Raw genomic sequence first — 17,458 nt, 5'->3', positions numbered from 1 at the left:
GAGGCATGTACGCGCTCTGTTCATCCGGCCGACGCCGACGCCGACGCCGTGTTCACGGTGCGCAGCGAAGCAGGCCCGGCCGATCATCTGTTTTCGAATGTCCCGGCATGCCCGCTCGTTGCCTGAGGGAATACTTCAGCCGAGCGGTCGTGTGCCGGGGCGGTTCCTGTGGAGGGAAGCCCATGAGAGACACGTCCCTGATCGAGAAGCTGGTCGAGCAGACCCCCGACGACGACGCGTTCTACACGAACTTCACGACGCCCGACTCGCTGTCCGGCCAGGCCGTCGGCGACCCCGTCTACCTGCGGCCGCTGGACAACACCTTCGCGGTGCCCGAGGGCGGGGAGAACTGGCTGGTCCTGTACCGGTCCGAGACCGCCGGCCAGAATCCGACCGCGGTCGCCACCTCCGGCATCATCGTCCTGCCCGACCGTGAGGAGCACCCGGTCCCCGAGGGCGGCTACCCGCTGGTCACCTGGTGTCACGGCACGGTCGGCTGCGCGAACCGGGTCGCGCCGTCCCGCGACACCGGCGAGACCGGGGCGTCGGCGATGAACGCCTACCCCAAGACGATCCTCGGCCGCTTCCTGGACCAGGGATGGGCGGTGGCCATGACCGACTACGAGGCCCTGGGGACCGGCACCGACGACGGCACCGCAACCGGCCTCAGCCCCCAGGACAAGCTCCACCCCTACCTGCTCGGCCAGTCCGAGGCGCGCGCCGCACTGGACATCGTGCTGGCCGCCCGCCACCTGTTCCGCGACGAGATCTCCAAGAAGTTCGCCATCGTCGGACACTCCCAGGGCGGCCAGGCCGCACTGTTCGCCGCCGCCAACGCCAAGCAGGAGAACCCCGAGCGGGAGCGGGTGAGCGGGCTGGTCGCGGTGGCCGCCATCGCCCCGGCCAACCACCCCCTGAACATCGTCCAGGCAGGCGCTCTGCTCCCCGCGCCCGATGACGGCTACGCCTTCACCCCGCTGTTCCTGGCCGGCGCCATCGGCGGCGCCATCGCCGACGGCCACAGCATCGACCCCGAGCAGGTGCTGTCCGAGCGGGCCTACGAGTTCTGGCCCAAGGTCTGGACCCTGTCCCGCGAGGAACTGAGCGACAGCGAACTCTTCGGCGGGGTGCCGGGCAACGAGCAGTTCCGCAAGGTCCTTCCGGACACCTACCTGACCCACCCCAACCCCGACCAGGTGAAGTTCAACGAGCAGCTGACGAAGATGAACCCCGACGTCGCCATCCGCGTCCCGGTCCGCATCACGCAGGCCCGCTCGGACAGGCGCGTCCAGTACAACCCCCTCGCGCTCGTCCCGGGCACCAGGGTCCTCATCGAAGAGCTCAAGAAAACCAACGGCGCCGCCAGGATCACCGAAAAGATCTACACCGCGGCCCAGGTGCCCGACGACGACGAACCGCTGGGGGCCCACTTCAAGACGATCAACGTCGACACCGACGAGCTGATCACCTGGCTCATCGAGCTCGGCCTCGCAGTCCCCGACGAGAGGTAGTCGCCTGCGGCCGCACCGGGTCCGCCACCGGGCGGCCTACGTCCTCCTCCCGGTGGCCCCGCAGCCTGTGTGCCAAACGTGTCTCACGGCTATTTGCGGCCCAAGATATCTCCCGACGCCGGTGCGTCGACTCTCGCGCACCGGGACTCGAGGTCAGCAGTCGCATGACCGCGCCGGTCCTGACCGGGGCGGCGGAGCGGGCGGTGGAGGTGCTGGTGGCGGAACTGGGCGACACCGACGTCTTCGGCGCCCTGGCCGACGCGGACGAGGACGGCCGGGACGGTGACGACCCGGTGTACGACGTCACGACGTCGTACACCGGGTCGAAGGTCACCATCACCATGGCCCCGCGCGGTGCCTGATGCGGGCACAAGCCGCGGCGGCCGGGGTCCAGTACCCCCGGCCGCCGCCACCAGCTGCGCCCTGCGGTCACTCCCACCGCATCCCCAGCTCGGACAGCCTGGCCGCGCGCTCGGCCGGGATGGTGGCCCTCCTGGTCCTGCTGTTCGCCAGAAAAAGCCCCAGCGACAAGGTCACCTCGGTGCCGTGCCCGTCGTCGTCGGCGTCGCTGTCCCCGGCGTCCAGGACGATGGTCTCCTTGTGTCCGCGCGGGGCGTTGAGGTGCCCTCGCGCTCCCGGTACTGGGCAGCCGCCAGCAGGTTGCGCCGCTCCGTCTCCGCGTGCGGGACCTTCCCCGTGGGCCGCTGCTCCGGGGCCAGGGGCTCCAGCCCGAGGACGTGCTCGACCATCCACTGCTGCGCCGGTCCGAGCTTGTCCCAGCCGAGCTGCTGCACGCGGGCCCACCCGGCGAGGTCCTCGCCCTGGACGGCGACACGGCCCGGCGTCGTCCCCAGCAGCTTCCCGCCGGCCTGGACGTGGCGGCGGGCCAGGGTGAAGGACCGCTGCCACTCCAGGGACCACCCCACCGGGCACCACGACGGGTCGATGGCGTCCAGCGCCGCCTTGCGGTCCGGGGACAGGGCCCCGGCCCACTCCAGCCCGCCTTCCCCGGCCTCCGCGCGGCGCTGGAGCGCCTCGGTGCGCCGCTGCGCGGTTCGCAGGTTCTTGAGAATCACCCCGACAGGTCTGCCGTTCCATACGGCGTCGTTGGGCGGGCAGGCGTGGCCGTGCTCAGCGGCGTAGCCGGCCACCGCGGTGACGTTGTCGGTGAACGCGGTGTCGAACAGGTGCTGTCACGTTGTTGGGGGTGGGGGGTTCTGGTGGTGTGTCGGGGCGTGGTGGGCCCGGGTGGTGGCGGTGGTTCAGGCTGCCGCGGGCAGGCCGGTGGCACCGGTGATCTGGTTCCAGATGGTGAAGCGGATGGTCATTTCGAGGCGGTTCCGGCCGGCGGTGAGGAGGTGGCGTCGGGGTCGGAAGTGGGGTGAGATGCCGCTGAACGCGGCCAGGAAGCGTTGGGCCGCTCCGACGGATCGGAAGCCCTTCATCGCGCGTTCCCTCTGCCGGGTGGGCTGGTGGCTGTTCTCGGCTCGGTTGTTCAAACCTTTGTGGGAGCGGTGCTCGACCGAGGGCATGACCTCGCGGTGCGCGGCCCCGTAGGAGCGGAGCTTGTCGGTCACGACCACCCGCGGCACCGACCCGGCCCCCTTCAGGAGTTTGCGGAAGAAACGCCTGGCCGCGGCGGTGTCACGGCGGTTCTGCACGAGGATGTCCAGGACGCTTCCGTCGGCGTCGACGGCCCTCCACAGGTACTTCTGCTCACCGTTGATCTTCACGAACACCTCGTCGAGGTGCCACTTGTCCCGGGCCGCGGGCGGCGGCGCAGCGCGTTGGCGTAGTCCTGCCCGAACTTCAGCGTCCACCGGCGGATCGTCTCGTAGGAGACGACCACCCCGCGCTCCAGCATCAGCTCCTCGACCTCGCGGAAGCTGAGCGGGAACCGGAAGTACAGCCACACGCAGTGCGCGATGATCTCCGGCGGATACCGGTGGCAACACCAGTGCGTTAGGGCGTTGACCTGCGGTGCAACCGTGGCCTGCGTGGCTGTCAGCGTCGTGGGCGGGCAGTGAGTCCGTTCTCCAGCATTCCGATCTTGGCGCTGAAGGTGTAGGTGGGTGCGCTCTGGGGGTGCTTGCCCGCGTTCGGGGCGTATTTGCTGGTGGTGTTCTTCTTGCTGCGGGCCTTGACGCGCTGTCGGCGGTGCGCGGGCCACAGGTCGGCGAGGATCGCTGCGCCGATCCTTCCCACCAGGTCGGCCTTGTCCTGGATCGTGGTGCCGGCGGCGGTCAGGACGGTGTCTGCGGCGGCCTGCAGCAGCACGGTGAAGCTGAGGCGGTCCATATCCAGGGCGGGCTGGTCGGTGATCGCGTCGGCAGCGGCGCGAATCAGCACCTGGTAGGCGGTCAGCAGTGCCCAGACCTCCTGGTCGAGGCCGTCGATGCTGCGCGAGCGTAGGACGCGGCCGTCCAGGATGCTGGCCTTGATCGAAAAATAGGCGGTCTCCGCCTGCCATCGCTCGTGGTAGAGGTGCAGGAGTTCGCTTGCGGGGTGGGTGGTGTGGTCGAGGAGGCTGGTGAGCAGGCGCCACTGCTCGGTGCGTACGGTGCCGTCGGACAGAGTCACGGTGACCTCGGCCTCGATCACGCGCACCGGCAGGGGCGAGTAGCCCAGGCCGGCCCGGTAGGGGGCGCGCAGGCGGGCCAGGTAGGAGCCGTCTGCGAGGTGTTGAAGGGCGGTGGGGCAGCGGCTGGCGCCCGAGCGCACCAGGAAGTGGGCGCCGGTCGCGGCGGTGTCGGCCAGGAAGTGCACGGCGTCGAAGCCCGCGTCGGCCAGCAGCAGCATCGACGCGTCTAGCACGTGCAACAGGCGTGTGGCGTAGGGTAGTTCACCGGTTGCCTCGGGGCCGAAGGCCGCGCCCAGCAGAGCCCGGGTGCCGCACTCGACGATCACCAGCAGGCGTAGCAGCGGGTAGCCGAACTCCCTCTTCTCGCCGACCCGTTTGGGATAGAGCCAGGTGACCTGCGCGTCTTCGGGCACGTGCAGACTGGTGCCGTCGACGGCCACTGTGCGCAGCCCCCGGTAGAAGGAGCCGGGGCGGTGGCGCTCGCCGACAGGACCCGCCAGCGTCTCGAACAGCACCTTGAGGGGGCGGGCACCCAGGCGGCGCCTCGCCCGGGCGAGCGAGGAGACGGCTGGCCGGACGATCACGGCCGCGGGCAGGTGCGCGGTCAGCTTTCCCCACACCGCCCGGTACGAGGCGTGCTCGAACAGCGCGAGAGCCAGGACGAAGTACACCATCACGCGGGCGGGCAGCAGCCGCAGCCGCTTCTCCCGCGCCCCGGTCTCCTCCAGCACGGCGTCCACCAGGGCAAAATCCACGATCTGGGTCAACTCGCCCAAGTGGCCCGGCGCGTAGACCCCCGGGATCACCTGCATGGCGGGCGTGGTGGCAGACTGATCGCGCAACGGGACTCCCGATGATCATCCGAGCTTGGCAGCAAGATGATCTATCAGGAGTCCCGTTCGACGTTCACGCCGGGGTTGCGCCGCAGGTCACAGGCTTAACGCACTGGTGTTGATACCGGTGGTTGCTGTACGACGGCGGCACAGACACCACGAAACGACCCTCCCGACAACGAGCAACTACAAGATCATCCTACCGCCGCCAGACAACGTGACAACACCTTCGGCGGTGGTCTGCCGTGCGGGGTGGGGCTCGATGGATGAGTGTTGGTTGTATGCGTCCCATGCGTCCGGTGCTGGTCCTTCTGGTTGCTGCGTGTTTCGCCCTCGGGGCGGGCTCAGCCGGCGGCAGCCGCAGAAGCAGTGGTGTTGCTGCTGCTCGCGCCGCTCCCGGGAGCGGGGTGAGCCTGCTGGCCGGGCAGCGCGCGGTGTTCTCCGAAGACTTCGGCAGGCTGCGGCTGGGGGCGGTGTGGGGGTGGCAGAGCGGCGCCTACACGGATTGCACCACGAACCCCGGCCAGCACAAACTCGACCAGCTCACCCGTACCGCGCTCACCGCGCACGGGGCCTGAGGATCACCGCCCGGCGGGCCGCGCACGGCCGGTGGACCACCGGGCTGCTGACTACCGGTGACTCCTGTGCCACAGGTGGCGATGGAATGCTGGAGCGTGCCGGGGACCTGGTGGTCGCCCGGGTGCGTCTGCCGGATGTGCACGGCCCGGGCGCGTGGCCGGCTCTGTGGTCCTGGCGCGACGGGGGCAACGAGGTCGACCTGTTCGAGTGGCATTCGGACCGCCCCCACACCCTGGAGTTCGTCAACCACACCCGCCGCCCGGCCGCCTTCACTTCCTGGACGTCCCCGCAGGTCGCCCCAGGGGCCTGGCTCTATACGGCGGTCCTGCTGGGCGCGCGCAACACCACCTGGTACGTCGGGACCAGTCTTCGGCGGCTGCGACCTGCTTGGAGCGACCACTGCGGGGTGGGCCGGGCCTTTCGCGCCTACCCGGTCCTGAACCTGTCCATCGACGACGGCAGTATCCATCCCCCACCCACCACCACCGGACCCATCACCTTCCAGATCGGTTCCCTGGCCCTCTACCGGTCCACACGCTGACCTCACTCGCCGGGTGGAGTCGAGAGGTGGTCACAGCCATCTCGCGGACGCTGAGGATACAGACAGACCGACCTCTTCTTCACCGCCACGGCAGTGCTGGAACTGCTACCCGATTCCCCGGCGCTGGTCATGACCCGCAGCCCGGTGGGGACCCGAACCCAGATACTGCGCACGACGTTCCGGGCCGACGGCACGCCCCTCGGCAAGACCTTGACCATCCAGGGCGGCAGCACACCCGTTGTACTGCGCCGCGATCCGAAAGACCTCGATCCGGACGAGTGAGGCAGCAGGGTCAGAACGCGTCGGGGTAGGAGTCGGTGCGTACGACGCGCGAGAGGTAGACCGCGAGACGGCCTTCTGCCTGCGTCTGATGGAATTCGAGCATGCCCAGGTTGCGTGGCAGGGCAAGCAGGAAGGCGTCGGGGATGCCGGGGACGGGCATGGCGTCGGGGGCAGGACGCCGACGTCCAGGGCATCGCGCAGGGCGACCATCGCGGTGGCGAGCGCGCCCACAACGTCCATCGGGGTGTCCGGGTCAAGGAGCACCGCTTCGACCTGCGGGGACATGACCAGCGGGTCGGGCTCGTCGGCCCCGTTCTCATCCGGCCACGACACCGGCGGCTACGCTCCTGTGCCGCGGCGGTGCAGGTCGCGCAGGACGTCGGTGGCGCCGCGCCCGGGCGCGGTCCCGGCGGTGACCGCAGCCGCCGTTGCGGCGGTGGAGGGGTCGGCGGCGACCTGGACCAGCAGCCACCAGCGGGTCAGCACCTGGCCGATCTGCTCGGGGGAGGCCTCGCCCATCTCACGGTGGAAGTCCATCCGGGAACTGGCGGGCAGGGCTGCGGCGACCGCGTTCTGGGTGCGGGCCACTGGTACAGGACCGGCCTCGTGCATCGGCTGTACGGACATCGGCCACCCTCCTGCTACTGCTCGGGCCCCACCCTACCGCCGCGGGGCCGAAGGCGTTCGCGAGCCTTCCAAGGTCGAAGAGCCGCACAATCCAAGCCCTGGACCGGGGCGGCGGCCGCGACCGAGCCGAGCTGACCCGACCACCCGTTCCGCACCACCCCCGGGCGCGCCCGGCGCCCCCCACAGACCCCCGGCCACCGGCCGGGTGGATCCTCACCAGTAAGGAGACCAGTCATGGCGATCCTCGACCTCCAGACGATGGAGCTGCCCGAGACCGAGGCGGCCCCGATGGACGACACGCTCGCGAGCGTCAGCTCCCTGAGCGTGATCACCTGCGGCACCAGCACCCTGAGCACCCTGATCTGCCTGTGACCCCTGCCCCCTAACGGGGCCAGCCACAGTCCGGTCGGCCGGGACCCTAACCACGGTCCCGGCCAGCCAACGGGCCGCAACGGCGATACGCCGTTGCGGCCCGGTCCACACCCCGCCCACAGCCCGATCCCGCCGCCCTGCGTACCGCTGCCCCATCAGAGAGGCCGCCCGTGGCAGACCAGTTGCCTCCCCGCACCCGCCATCTGCCGGACCGGATACGGCTGCGCCGCGAACTGACCACCGAACCCGCCACCTTGGCCGGCGCGCTCCTGCTCGCGCTGACGGCCACGGCTGCCGCCCTCGCCCTGCCGCTGCTGCTGCGCTCCGTGATCACCGACTTCTCCGACCACCGCACGATGACCCCCGACATCGCGCTGATGTGCACCGCCGCTGTCGTCGGCGCTGTGACCCAGGCGCTGTCGGGGTTCCTGAGCGCCCGCATCGGCGAGCACATGATCTACCGGCTGCGGATCCGCATCATGGAGCACGCACTGCGGCTCCCGCTGGCGGTGGCCCGCTCCCAGGGCACCGGCGAGCTCACCGCCCGGATCACCTCGGACGCGGCCCTGCTGCGCCAGGTCATCGACGTCGCCACACAACTGCCCCTGGCAGCCATGACCGTGGTGGCGACGCTGCTGGTGATGGCCTGGATCGACTGGGTCCTCACCGTGACCACGGTGGTCGCACTCACGGCCCTGACCGGGCTGATCCTGCTGATCCTGCGCCGGATGAAGGCCAACGTGACCGGCCAGCAGGACGCGGTGGGACACATCGCCCAGCGCTTCACCGCCAACCTGGAGGCCCTGACCACCATCAAGGCCTACCGGGCCGAGCCGATGGCCGCCCGCGCCCTGGCCACCGATGCCGGGCAGCTGCGGACGGTTTCCCTCCAGGGCGCCCGCCTCAACGCCCTGATCCCCGCCGTGCTGACCCTGGGCAACCAGTTCGCGATGATCGCCGTCATCCTGGCCGGCGGTGCCCGGCTGGCCTCGGGCGACCTCGGGGTGGCGGGATTCGCCGCGTTCCTGCTCTACCTCCTGCAGACGATCCCGGCCGTGAGCACCCTGGCCACCGGACTGGGCCGGCTGCAAGCCGGCTTGGCCGCCCGGGACCGCTGCAACGAACTCCTGTCCCTCCCCACCGAAACCGACCCCCGGACCACCGAACCGCCCACCCCCACCCCGCTGGCGGGCGTCCCCGCCGTGGTCTTCCGGTCCGTCTCCTACACCCACCCCGGCACCAGCGAGTCCGCAGCCGCCCTGCGCGGGATCTCCTTCAGCGCCGCCCGCACCGGCCTGACCGCCATCGTGGGCCCCTCCGGAGCCGGAAAGAGCACCACCCTGTCCCTGATCGACCGGTTCATCCACCCCAGTTCCGGCTCGATCACCGTCCTTGGCCACGACACCCGGCACTGGCCACTGGACGCGCTGCGCACCCGCATCGCCTACGTCGACCAGGCCTTCACCCTGCTGGAAGCCACCGCCCGCGAAAACCTGCAACTGGGCCGCACCCGCCCAGCCAGCGACAGCCAGCTCGCCGCCGCCCTGGACGCGGTCGGCCTGACCCGCGACATCGCCCGCCTCCCGCAGGGCCTGGACACACCCCTGGGCCGCGACTGCGACCTGTCCGGAGGACAACGCCAACGCATGGCCCTGGCCCGCGCCCTGCTCAGCGACGCCGACATCGTCCTGCTCGACGAGCCCACCAGCCAACTCGACGGCCTCAACGAGCAACGCTTCCGCGGCATCGTGGACGACCTCGCGGCGACCCGCGCCGTCCTTGTGGTCGCCCACCGACTCACCACCGTCCAGCACGCCCACTACGTCATCATGATGAACCAGGGCACCGTCCTCGACGCCGGAGAGCACCTCGCCCTACTCCGACGCTGCACCCCCTACAGGGAACTGGTCGCCAGCCAAGCAGCACCGGTATGAGCACCTTCCCGGCACAGCCAAGTGATCTCGACCCGATGTCCGCCGCCCCATCACGGCGCCGGCCAAGGACAGCACCGGACAGTACCTGACCCACCTACCCGCCAGCGGCTACCGCCACGACGCCCCCAGTAGCCGCAACCGGCAACTGTCGGCGGGTGTTCGGTATCGCGCTTCGCAGCCCGCAGGCGCGGACCCGCAGGGGGTCAGCCGGTGGCGTCGAGGTCGTGGGGGTGGGGCTGCCACTGCGCGGGGCAGTGGTCTGTGGTGGCGGGGTCGTCGTGGGTGTTGCAGTGCTGGCTCATCCAGCGCGGGCTGTGGCCGACGTCGTAGGCGTGGACCTGGGTGCCGGAGGCGGTGGTGGCGGTGGTCCATTGGCCGTTCTGGCCGAATTCCAGGGGGTTGCGGCAGCGCCCGCCCGTCGTCCTCTCAGCCACGCAGTACACGGGGTAGGAGGCGTACAGGAGAATGCCGTTGATCAGGAAGTACGTAGGCCGGGGAAGCTCCTCGGCTCCGCCGGCCGTCGCGGCCGCGACGTGGGCGGCCGCTTCTGCGCCATCGTCCACGCTGTCCGCACCGATGTCCTGTGCGCCGACGTCTTCACCGCTGCCGCTGCCGCTGACCGGGCCGTCGCCCTCGGCGCCGGCGCCGGCGCCGTCGTCCTCGGTGCCACCAGAGGCGTCGGCGGCAGCCGGTGAACCGGTGGCCGGTGGACTGCCGGGGGCGGTTCCCGTCGGGGCGGGCTCGGGCGGCGGGTCCTGGTCGGGGGCGCGGTCGTCGATGACGATCAGGGTGCGGGTTCCGCCGGCGGGTCCGGAGCCTGTGGCGGGGTTCTTGCTGAGGCGGGTGTAGAGGGCTCCGGCGAGGGCTTTCTCCGCGATATCGGTGCGGGTCAGTGCCTTCCCCCGAGGGCGCTGCATGGCGTGGTGGAGGGCGTTGAGGATGCCCATCAGCACGGGCCCGGAGACGTGGACGGTGACCAGGACGTCCGACTCCTGTTCCTGGGGCTCGGGCAGGAGCTCGTGGATCAGGTCCTGCTGGGCGACGTGGCGAACGATGAACGCCCACGTGTGCGGGTGCAAGTGGATCTCGACGGTGCTGATCAGCGCGACCGTGGTCAGGACGTCGAACAGTTCCTGCAGGCCGTCCTCCTGCGACGCTTGGGCGGTCAGGATGCGGGAGTGGTCATCGTCCATGCCGGCCTCCGGTTCGATGGGTGCACAGGACTTCACGACGGACAGGACCGGAACAGCCCCCGCCGCGGGGAGGGCTTCGGGCAGGGACGCGCGCAGCGCGGCGACCTCGCTCCGCAGACCGGCCACAGCGGTGAGGCACTGGGCCAACTGCTCCCGGCCCTGGTCACCCAGTTCCCGCGCCAGGCTCCGCTGTGCGGCGTCCAGGTGCTCGCGCACCTCGCGCAGGGCGGTGGCGGTCTCCGCGCGCAGGGCGTCGGCGCCGCCGCCCAGTTGCTGGAAGTATTGTTCGGCGTCGGCGCGCCCCGATTCGATCAGCTCGGTGATGCGCCGGTTGAAAACCGCCATCGCTGCCCCCTGGATGGTCACTGTTTCGCCGTAGGCCACGGTGGCGGTGGAGGCGACAGCCGACCAGAACCTTGACGGTACGCGACCGCAAATCAACCTCACGTGACCGGCGGAGCACTCTTGCCGACCCGTGCATCAGGTGACGGCCCGGTTGCGGATCGCCCTGCTGCACCTGGTCCTGCCCTCGCCGGCATCGCCCACTCCATGGCCCGGCCTGCCCCTGCTGGCAAGCCCGCCTCACCCACCCGATGGAGCGCCCCGCCACCGTGCGCCGGCGCCGGTAGGTCACCGACCGCCGTGCGGCCGACCCCCTGAGCGTTGCCGTGCACGCGGGCGGCGGGCGGCGGGGACTGGCTCCGGGGTGGAGCCCGCTGCCGGTAGCCTGAAGCGAGCGGGCCACTGTGTGCCCGGGTCCGGTGGAAAGGGGAAGTCCGTGAGCGCCCAGCCTGTGCACTACGCCGCGGGATCGCCGCAGATCCCGCGCGACCCCGACGGCATCGCCAGCGCGCTCAGTGGTGCCCGCCGCATGGCGTTCTACCAGGAACTCGGCCACATCCGCTCGGGCGAGGAATTCGAACGTCTCTTGGACGTGTGGTGGTGCCGGGCGGCCAACGACAGCCGCCCTGACCGCGAGGCGCGGCTCCGGGCCGCCCGCACGGGCACCTTGGCGACCACGACCTGGGACGACATCGCCCGGCGCCGCGACGCCGCGCAGGAGCGCTGAGTGTCCGACGGCTACGACGATCAGGGCCAGGCCTGGCCTGTGGTGCCCTCCACCGAGGTTGGCGACGCCATGGTCGCCGCCCCCGCCGAGCTGTTCTCCGCCGTCATGGCCCTGACCGTCGTCCTGCACCGCGACCCGGCCCCGCCCGAGAGCGTCGCCCTGGACGCCACCGGCCTGTACTGCGACATCCCCGTCCCCGGCCACCCAGCCGTCGTCGAGTACGTCATCAACCCCGAACCCGCCGACACCCGGCACATCGTCCTGCTGTGTATCGTCTGGATCGCCGACCGGCCCACCGAGCCCGACAGCGGCCACACCGCTTTCTGACGAGGCCGACACGGCCGGCAGCTGGCAGGGTCTGTTCAGCAGATTCCGCGTTGTCCGTGCTCAGGCAGACGATGTGATCGCTGTCCGAGGGCCTGGCTACTTCGAACCGGCGCGGTTCCCACCGCTCGGAGCCCGGCTGCAAGCGGCTCACGCGCTGACCGCGGGGGTTCACTGCAGCAGTCCGCCCAGCGGCAGGACGCGTTCGGTGAGCTTCCCGGACAGCCGGTTGCCGGTGAGTGTGGTGTCGGTGAGCCAGTCGGCGGCGACCAGCACCTCGATGTGCCCGGCGACCTGGTCCACGGTCAGGGTGCAGAACACGGCGGCCCGGGCGAGGTCGAGCCCGTTGTCCCGGGGGTGGCCGAGGTGTCCGTCGGGTCGGGTGTGGGCGGCGGTGTAGAGGGCCAGGAGCCGGTCGGCGGCGCCCGCCTTCTTCTTGCGCAGCTTGCGGTCGCCGACCACTTTCTGGGCCCAGCCGGAGATCCGGGAGCGGGTGGTCTTCCCGAAGCCGAAGGGGCTGGCCTGGTCGGGAAGCAGGGAGGGGACGGTGAACGCGGTGGGGTCCTCGGGCCGCGAGGCCATCACCTCGGCGACGGTGCCGGGCAACTGCAGCCAGCCGGCCTGGACCAGGTGGTCCAGGACCTGCTGGGCGTCGTCGGCGAGCCAGCCGGTCAGGTCCTGGCCGGTGATGTTGCCGGTGCCGGCGCGGGCCGCGCGCAGGCCGAGCATCAGGACCGCCAGGCGCTGCCCGGCATCCGGGCCGGGAGCGGCGGCCGCGGCGTAGTCCAGCACCGTGCGCGCGTGAGCAGCCTGACCGGCGGTCAGGAGGCGGTCCACCACCGGCCCGCCGACTTCGGCACGGGCCTGCACTGCGACACCGGTGTCCGTTGCGGTCCCGGTGGAGGCGGTGGAGGCGGCCTGGCCGGTGCGCTGGTAGTGCGTCTCGGCCGCTGCCTTCCCCGCTCGCAGCCCTTCCTGGCGCAGCTTGTGGTCGCCGGTGGCAGCGGCCCAGGTCTCGAATGCGCGGGCCTTGCGTTCGTGCAGGGCGGCCAGGACCGCAAGGTCGGGCTGGGTGCGCGCCTGGTAGGCGCGGAAGGCGTCCCCGAGGTCGATCAGCTCGTCGCGCAGGTCGACCGGCTCAAGGCCGGCGGGCACAATCCATCGTCCGACCTTCCCCCACTGCCGCTGCCCCACCCGCCGCGAGGCGGCCGGGGCGTCGGTGCGGGCCTTGGGAACAGATGCTGGTGCGGCATCGCCCGCAGATGAAGCGGCGCCGGTGCTTGCGGGGCTGGTGCCGGAGAAGACCGCCGCCACACCCGGCCCCGCCGCCACCCCGCTCTGCTGCTCGGCGCCCGGCTCGCGCGCGGGCCGCTGCACCCCGGTCGGCTCGCGGGCGGGGGAACGGCGGCGGCCAGGACCTGGCAGTCGGGGATCAGCGCCGCGCAGCGCGTGCAGGTCTCCGCGATGCGCCACAGCCGGCCGGTGCGGTCGGTGTAGACGCTCAGGGCCACGGCGCCCCCGCACTTGTCCGCTCCCGTCGATGGCTTGGGGCGTCCGTGTGCTCGGGCGGTGGGGTCGGCGGTGTGCCAGGCGCAGTCGGCGGCCCGGCACGCGCACCACGCCAGTGGGCGCGGGCCGCCGCCCGTACGGATCTGGGCCAGGTGCTGCTTGACGTGCTCGACCGCGGCCGCGCGCCCGGCCGCGGTTCCCTGGGGGAAGCGCTGCTCGGGGCAGGCGGGGCGGGAGCAGGTGAGCTTGACCGTGCCGGCGCAGGGACGGCCGTAGGGGTCCAGGCGCACCACCCACAGCCGTCCCGCGACACGCTCATCCGCCCTGGTGTCGGCCTCCACCGTCATGTGCGCGCCCTTCCGTTCCCTTGATCCGCCTGTGGAGCTCCATCATCGGGGATACTGCCGACAACCTGCGGGAACACGAGGCTTGGCGGCATGTCAGGTCCCGGCGGGCGGACCGGCGTTGCCGATTCCCGCCCCGGTCGCGCACCGTGATCGGCAGGGTACGAAGCATGATGATCCTCGTGGACCGCGCCGGCGGCGACACCCTGGCGAGCCTCCAGTTCTGGCGCGAGACCCACGACCGGTTCGGCACGTTCGTCGAGGCCCGTGCCTACCTGTCCGGCCGTCGAGGATTTCGATGATCTGGGCGACAGTTCTGGGCGCAGGGCGGATCCGGCTGTGGTGGGGGTGGGGCTCTCGTAGACTGGGGCCGATGGCCGTTCTACTGGAGGAGACCGTGATGAGCGCGCAGCCGGTGCACTACAGCGCTGGGCCCCGGGTGGCGTGCACTCCTGCGGACGTGATGGCCGCGTTGAGCGAGGGCAACCGCAGCCAGTTCCGGAAGGAGCTGATGGCGGCCGGTCCCGATGAGATCGGGACGGTTCTGCGGACCTGGTGGGGCCACGCGATGCTGGACAGCGACCCCGACCGGGCCCGGGTCCAGCAGCAGGCCGCGGCCGGGACGCTGCCGGTGGTCTCGATGGCGGAGGTCCTGGCGAGGCGCGAGGCGCGGGGCCTGCCCGTTGAGTGACGGCGACCTTGACCTGCACGACGACGGATGGCCGTGTCTGTTCTCGCAGGCCGTAGCCGCGCTGCTGGAGGATCCCGCCGCGACGTTCGATCTGCTGTCGGCGGTGCTGGCGCTGTCGGTGGAGATCAATGAGACGCGCGGCAACCCGAAGGGCTACACCGTGGACCCGGCCGCTCCCGCGTTCCGGCGTGTGGTGGTGAGCACGGACGCGGCGATGTTCGTTGCGGAGTTCACCGTCCTCGCCGACGCCGTGGAGCCGTACAGCATCCTGACGCGCGTACAGCCGATCTGAGGGGCCTGTCGGCGACCCCTGCTGGGTGACTGGTCATAGCCGGTCAGCCCGGCTGTGCGCTGACGTCCGTGCTGCGTCGGTGCAGCTCGCGCAGGACGGCGGTGGCACCGCGGCCGGGCCCCGTGCCGGCCTTCACGGCGGCCGCGGTGGCGGAGGTGGCGGGGTCAGCAGCGGCCTGGACCAGCAGCCACCAGCGAGTGCGTACAGCCGGTCCACGGGGCCCGTCCCGCACCGCTTGCACGCACCCAGAACGCGGTCGCCGCTGCCCTGCCCGCCGAAGCGCGGATGGACTTCTACCAGGAGATGGGCAACGCCCTCCCCGAAGAGATCGGCGGCGTGCTCCATCATGATGAACCAGGGCACCGTCCTCGACGCCGCAGAGCCTGCCGTACTGCTGCAACGCTGCATCCCCTACCGGGAACCGGTCGCCAGCCAAGCAGCACCGGTATGAGCACTTCCCCCGGCCAGCTCATTGATCTCGACCCGACGGGTGTAGCGGTGGATCAGCTCCCTGATGGCACGGCTGGGAACTGCAGCCGAGTATGAGCAGCAAAGGTGATCCACCGTTTACGCGACGCAATCGCCGGGCCCGTTCAGCAGTCCGAGGCGCTGGTGGTACATGACGTCGGCGAAAGTGCAGCACCGAAAGCCGCACGTGTCGCTTTGGGAAATGATTCCGCTCCGGAGAGTGATGAAATGGAGCCGTCCAGATTCTAAATCAGGGCATGGGCCAATCCCTGGCGAAGAGCCCACCGGCTCACCGGCGCCTCGGCGGCGGGGGCGGCGGATGCCTCAGCCTCGGCTTTCTCTTTGGGGCCTCTCCGGGTGGGTGATTTTCCGGATTTCGTCACACTTCGTGTTCGGATGGTTGCGGAGGTGGGTAGGTTGGTGGAAAAGCTGCGGAAAGTGGCTTCGCCACTGTGCGGCCTCTTGGAAGGTGTGTCCTTCATGCGTACGCAAACTCTGTCCTTTCGTCGGTTCTTCACCACGGCCGCGCCCCGGACCGTGGTGGTCACGGCGCTCGCGATCGGCGGTCTCCTGGCCGGCACCTCCGGGGTGGCCTACGCGGCCAACGGCAGCAACGGCAGCGCGGGTACCGGTTCCTTCGGCGGTACCGGGGGTGCCGGTGGCGCGGGGGGTACCACCGGCAGCCCGGGCAACGGCGGTAACGGCGGCGACGGCGGGGACGCGGCCGGTGGCCTGGGCGGTGGCGGTGGTTACGGCGGTCACGGCAACACGGTGGCCGGTGGCGCGGGCGGCAAGGGCGGCGGCGCGAACGGCACCAACAGTGTCGGAGGCGCCGGCGGCTACGGCGGTGCGGGCGGCAGCTCCGGTGTCGGCGGGCTGGGCGGCCTGGGCGGTGCGGCGGCCCTGGCCGGTGTCGGTGGCGCGGGTGGTTACGGCGGTGTGGGCGCCACCGCTGACGGCGGGTACGGCGGGGCGGGCGGTTCCGCGCTCCTGGCGGGCAGTCACGGCGGTGCGGGCGGATTCGGTGGCGCCAGCGGCGCAAGCCCGGGCGACGGCCACGGCGGCCACGGCGGGCGCGGCGGCAACGGCGGCCTGAACTGCCAGGGCGGCGCGGGCGGCAACGGCGCGGCCGGCCTGGCCAACGGCGTCGCCGGCGCCAACGGCGCGGACGGCGCCGACTGCCCCTGACCCCCGGCTGCCGGTGGTCCCTAGGTCCACGGGGACTGATGCCTCACTGAGTGCACTGGCTGGCCACCTGGTTCATCGACCTGTTCACCACAGCGAATCTCAAGATCCAGACCCTGCTGAACTACGGCATAGCCGCGCTGTTCTCCCTCATAGCCGGCGGGATCGCGCGCCGCACCCTCAAAGGCATCGGCTGAAGCGCACAGGCACTGCCCCTGCCCCTGCCAGCGAACCCCGGCAGGGGCAGCGGACCGCGGCACGTACGACCAACCCACTGATCTGACATCCCACCAGACCCGACCTTCACACCGACACCACCACTGCGGTGAGACAACCCCGAACGGACCCAGCAGTGCCCCGCACGCACCGTGCGGGGCACTGCTGGGTCCGCGCCGGCTGAGACAGGATCCGACCAGGGCCGCCCCGGTGGGTCGCCCCTGGTCGGTCCTGTGTCAGCTGCGGGTCGTGATCTGCCAGACGATCACCAGCCGGGGCCGTTCCAGAACGACCCAGTAGAAGTCCGTTCCCGGCAGGAGTTCCGCGTGTCGACCAGGCCCGTCGGGCATGCCCGCCACCATCGCGGACTCGTCCGACAGCTGGTCCAGCGCTTCCTTGATCAGGGGCTGGATGTCGGCCCCGTAGGCCCCCAGCTCCATCGAGACCTCAACCGTGGTGGTCACCCGGAAGCCGCTCACACGCCCACATCCTCAAACTCGTCCGACACAGGCCGGGCCCGATCGGTCGACCACTCCCGGCCCCGGACCCCTGCCCGGTGACCGCAGTCTCACCCCTGCCCCTCGCCGTCCACGGCGCAGTGCCCCGCACCGCCCCCAACCCGCCCTTTCTGGCCGAACCGGACCGACCCCGCTGTGCACGTCGCCGATCACGACGATCCTGAACAGCGACGATCCTTCACTAACTCATTCGTCTGAAGCTCGGCGCAAAGCCGCAGCAGCGGCGGACGAAGGGTGCTGTGCTCACGCCCACCACGCCGGATCTGGAGCCGTGGAGGTCTCCTGCTGACGACACCAGAACAGGGGGCTCTTTCGATGAGAGAGCCGTCCTGGGCCGCTGATGGGGGCGATCGTGGTCCCGGGCGCCCCGCTGTGGATCTGGATCGTCC

At 71.1% G+C, this 17,458-nt stretch carries 22 protein-coding genes and 1 pseudogene; 14 read left to right on the top strand and 9 right to left on the bottom strand.

Going from position 1 to position 17,458, the window contains the following annotated elements:
• Positions 1 to 182 precede the first annotated feature (182 nt).
• Together ACXKR8_RS00785 and ACXKR8_RS00780 are read left to right on the top strand one after the other, a co-directional pair.
• Positions 183 to 1,511 carry an alpha/beta hydrolase family protein gene (locus ACXKR8_RS00785; RefSeq protein WP_458270978.1) on the top strand — a complete coding sequence of 443 codons (1,329 nt, stop codon included), beginning with the start codon at positions 183 to 185 and terminating at the stop codon, positions 1,509 to 1,511.
• A 164-nt stretch (positions 1,512 to 1,675) separates the two neighbouring features.
• A complete protein-coding gene (locus ACXKR8_RS00780; protein ID WP_458270977.1) occupies positions 1,676 to 1,873 on the top strand; it encodes a hypothetical protein in 198 nt (65 codons plus the stop codon).
• 171 nt (positions 1,874 to 2,044) lie between these two features.
• Here ACXKR8_RS00780 and ACXKR8_RS00775 read toward each other — a convergent pair whose 3' ends face one another.
• The 3 genes and pseudogenes from ACXKR8_RS00775 to ACXKR8_RS00765 all read right to left on the bottom strand — a co-directional run bounded on the left by ACXKR8_RS00775 (position 2,045) and on the right by ACXKR8_RS00765 (position 4,934).
• The gene (locus tag ACXKR8_RS00775) at positions 2,045 to 2,698 is read right to left on the bottom strand and encodes a helicase associated domain-containing protein (protein WP_458275273.1); all 654 of its coding nucleotides are present in this window, start codon (positions 2,696 to 2,698) and stop codon (positions 2,045 to 2,047) included.
• Positions 2,699 to 2,773: 75 nt separating this feature from the next.
• Positions 2,774 to 3,441: pseudogene (locus ACXKR8_RS00770) on the bottom strand (IS6 family transposase).
• 74 nt (positions 3,442 to 3,515) lie between these two features.
• A complete protein-coding gene (locus tag ACXKR8_RS00765; protein ID WP_458267007.1) occupies positions 3,516 to 4,934 on the bottom strand; it encodes an IS4 family transposase in 1,419 nt (472 codons plus the stop codon).
• Positions 4,935 to 5,332: 398 nt separating this feature from the next.
• Between ACXKR8_RS00765 and ACXKR8_RS00760 the strand changes: the two genes are divergently transcribed.
• The 3 genes from ACXKR8_RS00760 (at position 5,333) to ACXKR8_RS00750 (ending at position 6,327) form a co-directional block, all read left to right on the top strand.
• Positions 5,333 to 5,503 (top strand): hypothetical protein, encoded by a 171-nt coding sequence (locus ACXKR8_RS00760; protein WP_458270976.1) that lies wholly within the window; start codon positions 5,333 to 5,335, stop codon positions 5,501 to 5,503.
• Positions 5,504 to 5,589: 86 nt separating this feature from the next.
• Entirely contained in the window at positions 5,590 to 6,045 is a 456-nt protein-coding gene (locus ACXKR8_RS00755; RefSeq protein ID WP_458270975.1) for a hypothetical protein, read from the top strand.
• Between the two features lie 93 nt (positions 6,046 to 6,138).
• Complete coding sequence (locus tag ACXKR8_RS00750; protein WP_458270974.1) at positions 6,139 to 6,327, top strand: hypothetical protein; 189 nt, start codon at positions 6,139 to 6,141, stop codon at positions 6,325 to 6,327.
• Positions 6,328 to 6,337: 10 nt separating this feature from the next.
• Here the strand turns inward: ACXKR8_RS00750 and ACXKR8_RS00745 are convergent, their stop codons facing one another.
• A complete protein-coding gene (locus ACXKR8_RS00745) occupies positions 6,338 to 6,487 on the bottom strand; it encodes a hypothetical protein (protein WP_458270973.1) in 150 nt (49 codons plus the stop codon).
• Between the two features lie 179 nt (positions 6,488 to 6,666).
• A complete protein-coding gene (locus ACXKR8_RS00740; protein ID WP_458270972.1) occupies positions 6,667 to 6,954 on the bottom strand; it encodes a hypothetical protein in 288 nt (95 codons plus the stop codon).
• A gap of 234 nt (positions 6,955 to 7,188) precedes the next feature.
• Here ACXKR8_RS00740 and ACXKR8_RS00735 point away from each other — a divergent pair, with 234 nt between their 5' ends.
• Positions 7,189 to 7,326: a SapB/AmfS family lanthipeptide gene (locus ACXKR8_RS00735; RefSeq protein ID WP_458270971.1), complete on the top strand. Its 138-nt coding sequence runs from the start codon at positions 7,189 to 7,191 to the stop codon at positions 7,324 to 7,326.
• Between the two features lie 170 nt (positions 7,327 to 7,496).
• A complete protein-coding gene (locus tag ACXKR8_RS00730) occupies positions 7,497 to 9,260 on the top strand; it encodes an ABC transporter ATP-binding protein (protein ID WP_458270970.1) in 1,764 nt (587 codons plus the stop codon).
• Between the two features lie 203 nt (positions 9,261 to 9,463).
• On the opposite strand, the gene ACXKR8_RS00725 is transcribed toward ACXKR8_RS00730, so the two are convergent.
• The gene (locus ACXKR8_RS00725; RefSeq protein WP_458270969.1) at positions 9,464 to 10,798 is read right to left on the bottom strand and encodes a hypothetical protein; all 1,335 of its coding nucleotides are present in this window, start codon (positions 10,796 to 10,798) and stop codon (positions 9,464 to 9,466) included.
• Positions 10,799 to 11,231: 433 nt separating this feature from the next.
• Here ACXKR8_RS00725 and ACXKR8_RS00720 point away from each other — a divergent pair, with 433 nt between their 5' ends.
• Together ACXKR8_RS00720 and ACXKR8_RS00715 are read left to right on the top strand one after the other, a co-directional pair.
• Entirely contained in the window at positions 11,232 to 11,522 is a 291-nt protein-coding gene (locus ACXKR8_RS00720; protein WP_458270968.1) for a hypothetical protein, read from the top strand.
• The gene (locus ACXKR8_RS00715) at positions 11,523 to 11,849 is read left to right on the top strand and encodes a hypothetical protein (RefSeq protein ID WP_458270967.1); all 327 of its coding nucleotides are present in this window, start codon (positions 11,523 to 11,525) and stop codon (positions 11,847 to 11,849) included.
• Positions 11,850 to 12,017: 168 nt separating this feature from the next.
• On the opposite strand, the gene ACXKR8_RS00710 is transcribed toward ACXKR8_RS00715, so the two are convergent.
• Positions 12,018 to 13,319 (bottom strand): hypothetical protein, encoded by a 1,302-nt coding sequence (locus ACXKR8_RS00710; protein ID WP_462100207.1) that lies wholly within the window; start codon positions 13,317 to 13,319, stop codon positions 12,018 to 12,020.
• Between the two features lie 550 nt (positions 13,320 to 13,869).
• Between ACXKR8_RS00710 and ACXKR8_RS00705 the strand changes: the two genes are divergently transcribed.
• The 3 genes from ACXKR8_RS00705 (at position 13,870) to ACXKR8_RS00695 (ending at position 14,682) form a co-directional block, all read left to right on the top strand.
• Positions 13,870 to 14,001, top strand: coding sequence for a hypothetical protein (locus ACXKR8_RS00705; RefSeq protein WP_458270965.1), 132 nt, complete (start codon positions 13,870 to 13,872; stop codon positions 13,999 to 14,001).
• A gap of 71 nt (positions 14,002 to 14,072) precedes the next feature.
• On the top strand, positions 14,073 to 14,390 hold the full coding sequence (locus ACXKR8_RS00700; RefSeq protein ID WP_458270964.1) for a hypothetical protein: 318 nt from the start codon (positions 14,073 to 14,075) through the stop codon (positions 14,388 to 14,390).
• Positions 14,383 to 14,682, top strand: a complete 300-nt coding sequence (locus tag ACXKR8_RS00695; RefSeq protein ID WP_458270963.1) for a hypothetical protein — start codon at positions 14,383 to 14,385, stop codon at positions 14,680 to 14,682. Before ACXKR8_RS00700 ends, ACXKR8_RS00695 begins: the two co-directional genes overlap by 8 nt.
• A 43-nt stretch (positions 14,683 to 14,725) precedes the next feature.
• On the opposite strand, the gene ACXKR8_RS00690 is transcribed toward ACXKR8_RS00695, so the two are convergent.
• Entirely contained in the window at positions 14,726 to 14,914 is a 189-nt protein-coding gene (locus ACXKR8_RS00690; RefSeq protein WP_458270962.1) for a hypothetical protein, read from the bottom strand.
• Positions 14,915 to 15,630: 716 nt separating this feature from the next.
• Here ACXKR8_RS00690 and ACXKR8_RS00685 point away from each other — a divergent pair.
• A complete protein-coding gene (locus tag ACXKR8_RS00685) occupies positions 15,631 to 16,338 on the top strand; it encodes a hypothetical protein (RefSeq protein ID WP_458270961.1) in 708 nt (235 codons plus the stop codon).
• 50 nt (positions 16,339 to 16,388) lie between these two features.
• Positions 16,389 to 16,532: a hypothetical protein gene (locus tag ACXKR8_RS00680; protein ID WP_458270960.1), complete on the top strand. Its 144-nt coding sequence runs from the start codon at positions 16,389 to 16,391 to the stop codon at positions 16,530 to 16,532.
• A gap of 255 nt (positions 16,533 to 16,787) precedes the next feature.
• Here the strand turns inward: ACXKR8_RS00680 and ACXKR8_RS00675 are convergent, their stop codons facing one another.
• Positions 16,788 to 17,030, bottom strand: a complete 243-nt coding sequence (locus ACXKR8_RS00675) for a hypothetical protein (RefSeq protein WP_458270959.1) — start codon at positions 17,028 to 17,030, stop codon at positions 16,788 to 16,790.
• Positions 17,031 to 17,458 lie beyond the last annotated feature (428 nt).

The sequence above is a fragment of the Streptacidiphilus sp. PAMC 29251 genome, from assembly GCF_054208735.2.
This window is presented reverse-complemented; position numbering and strand designations above follow the sequence as displayed.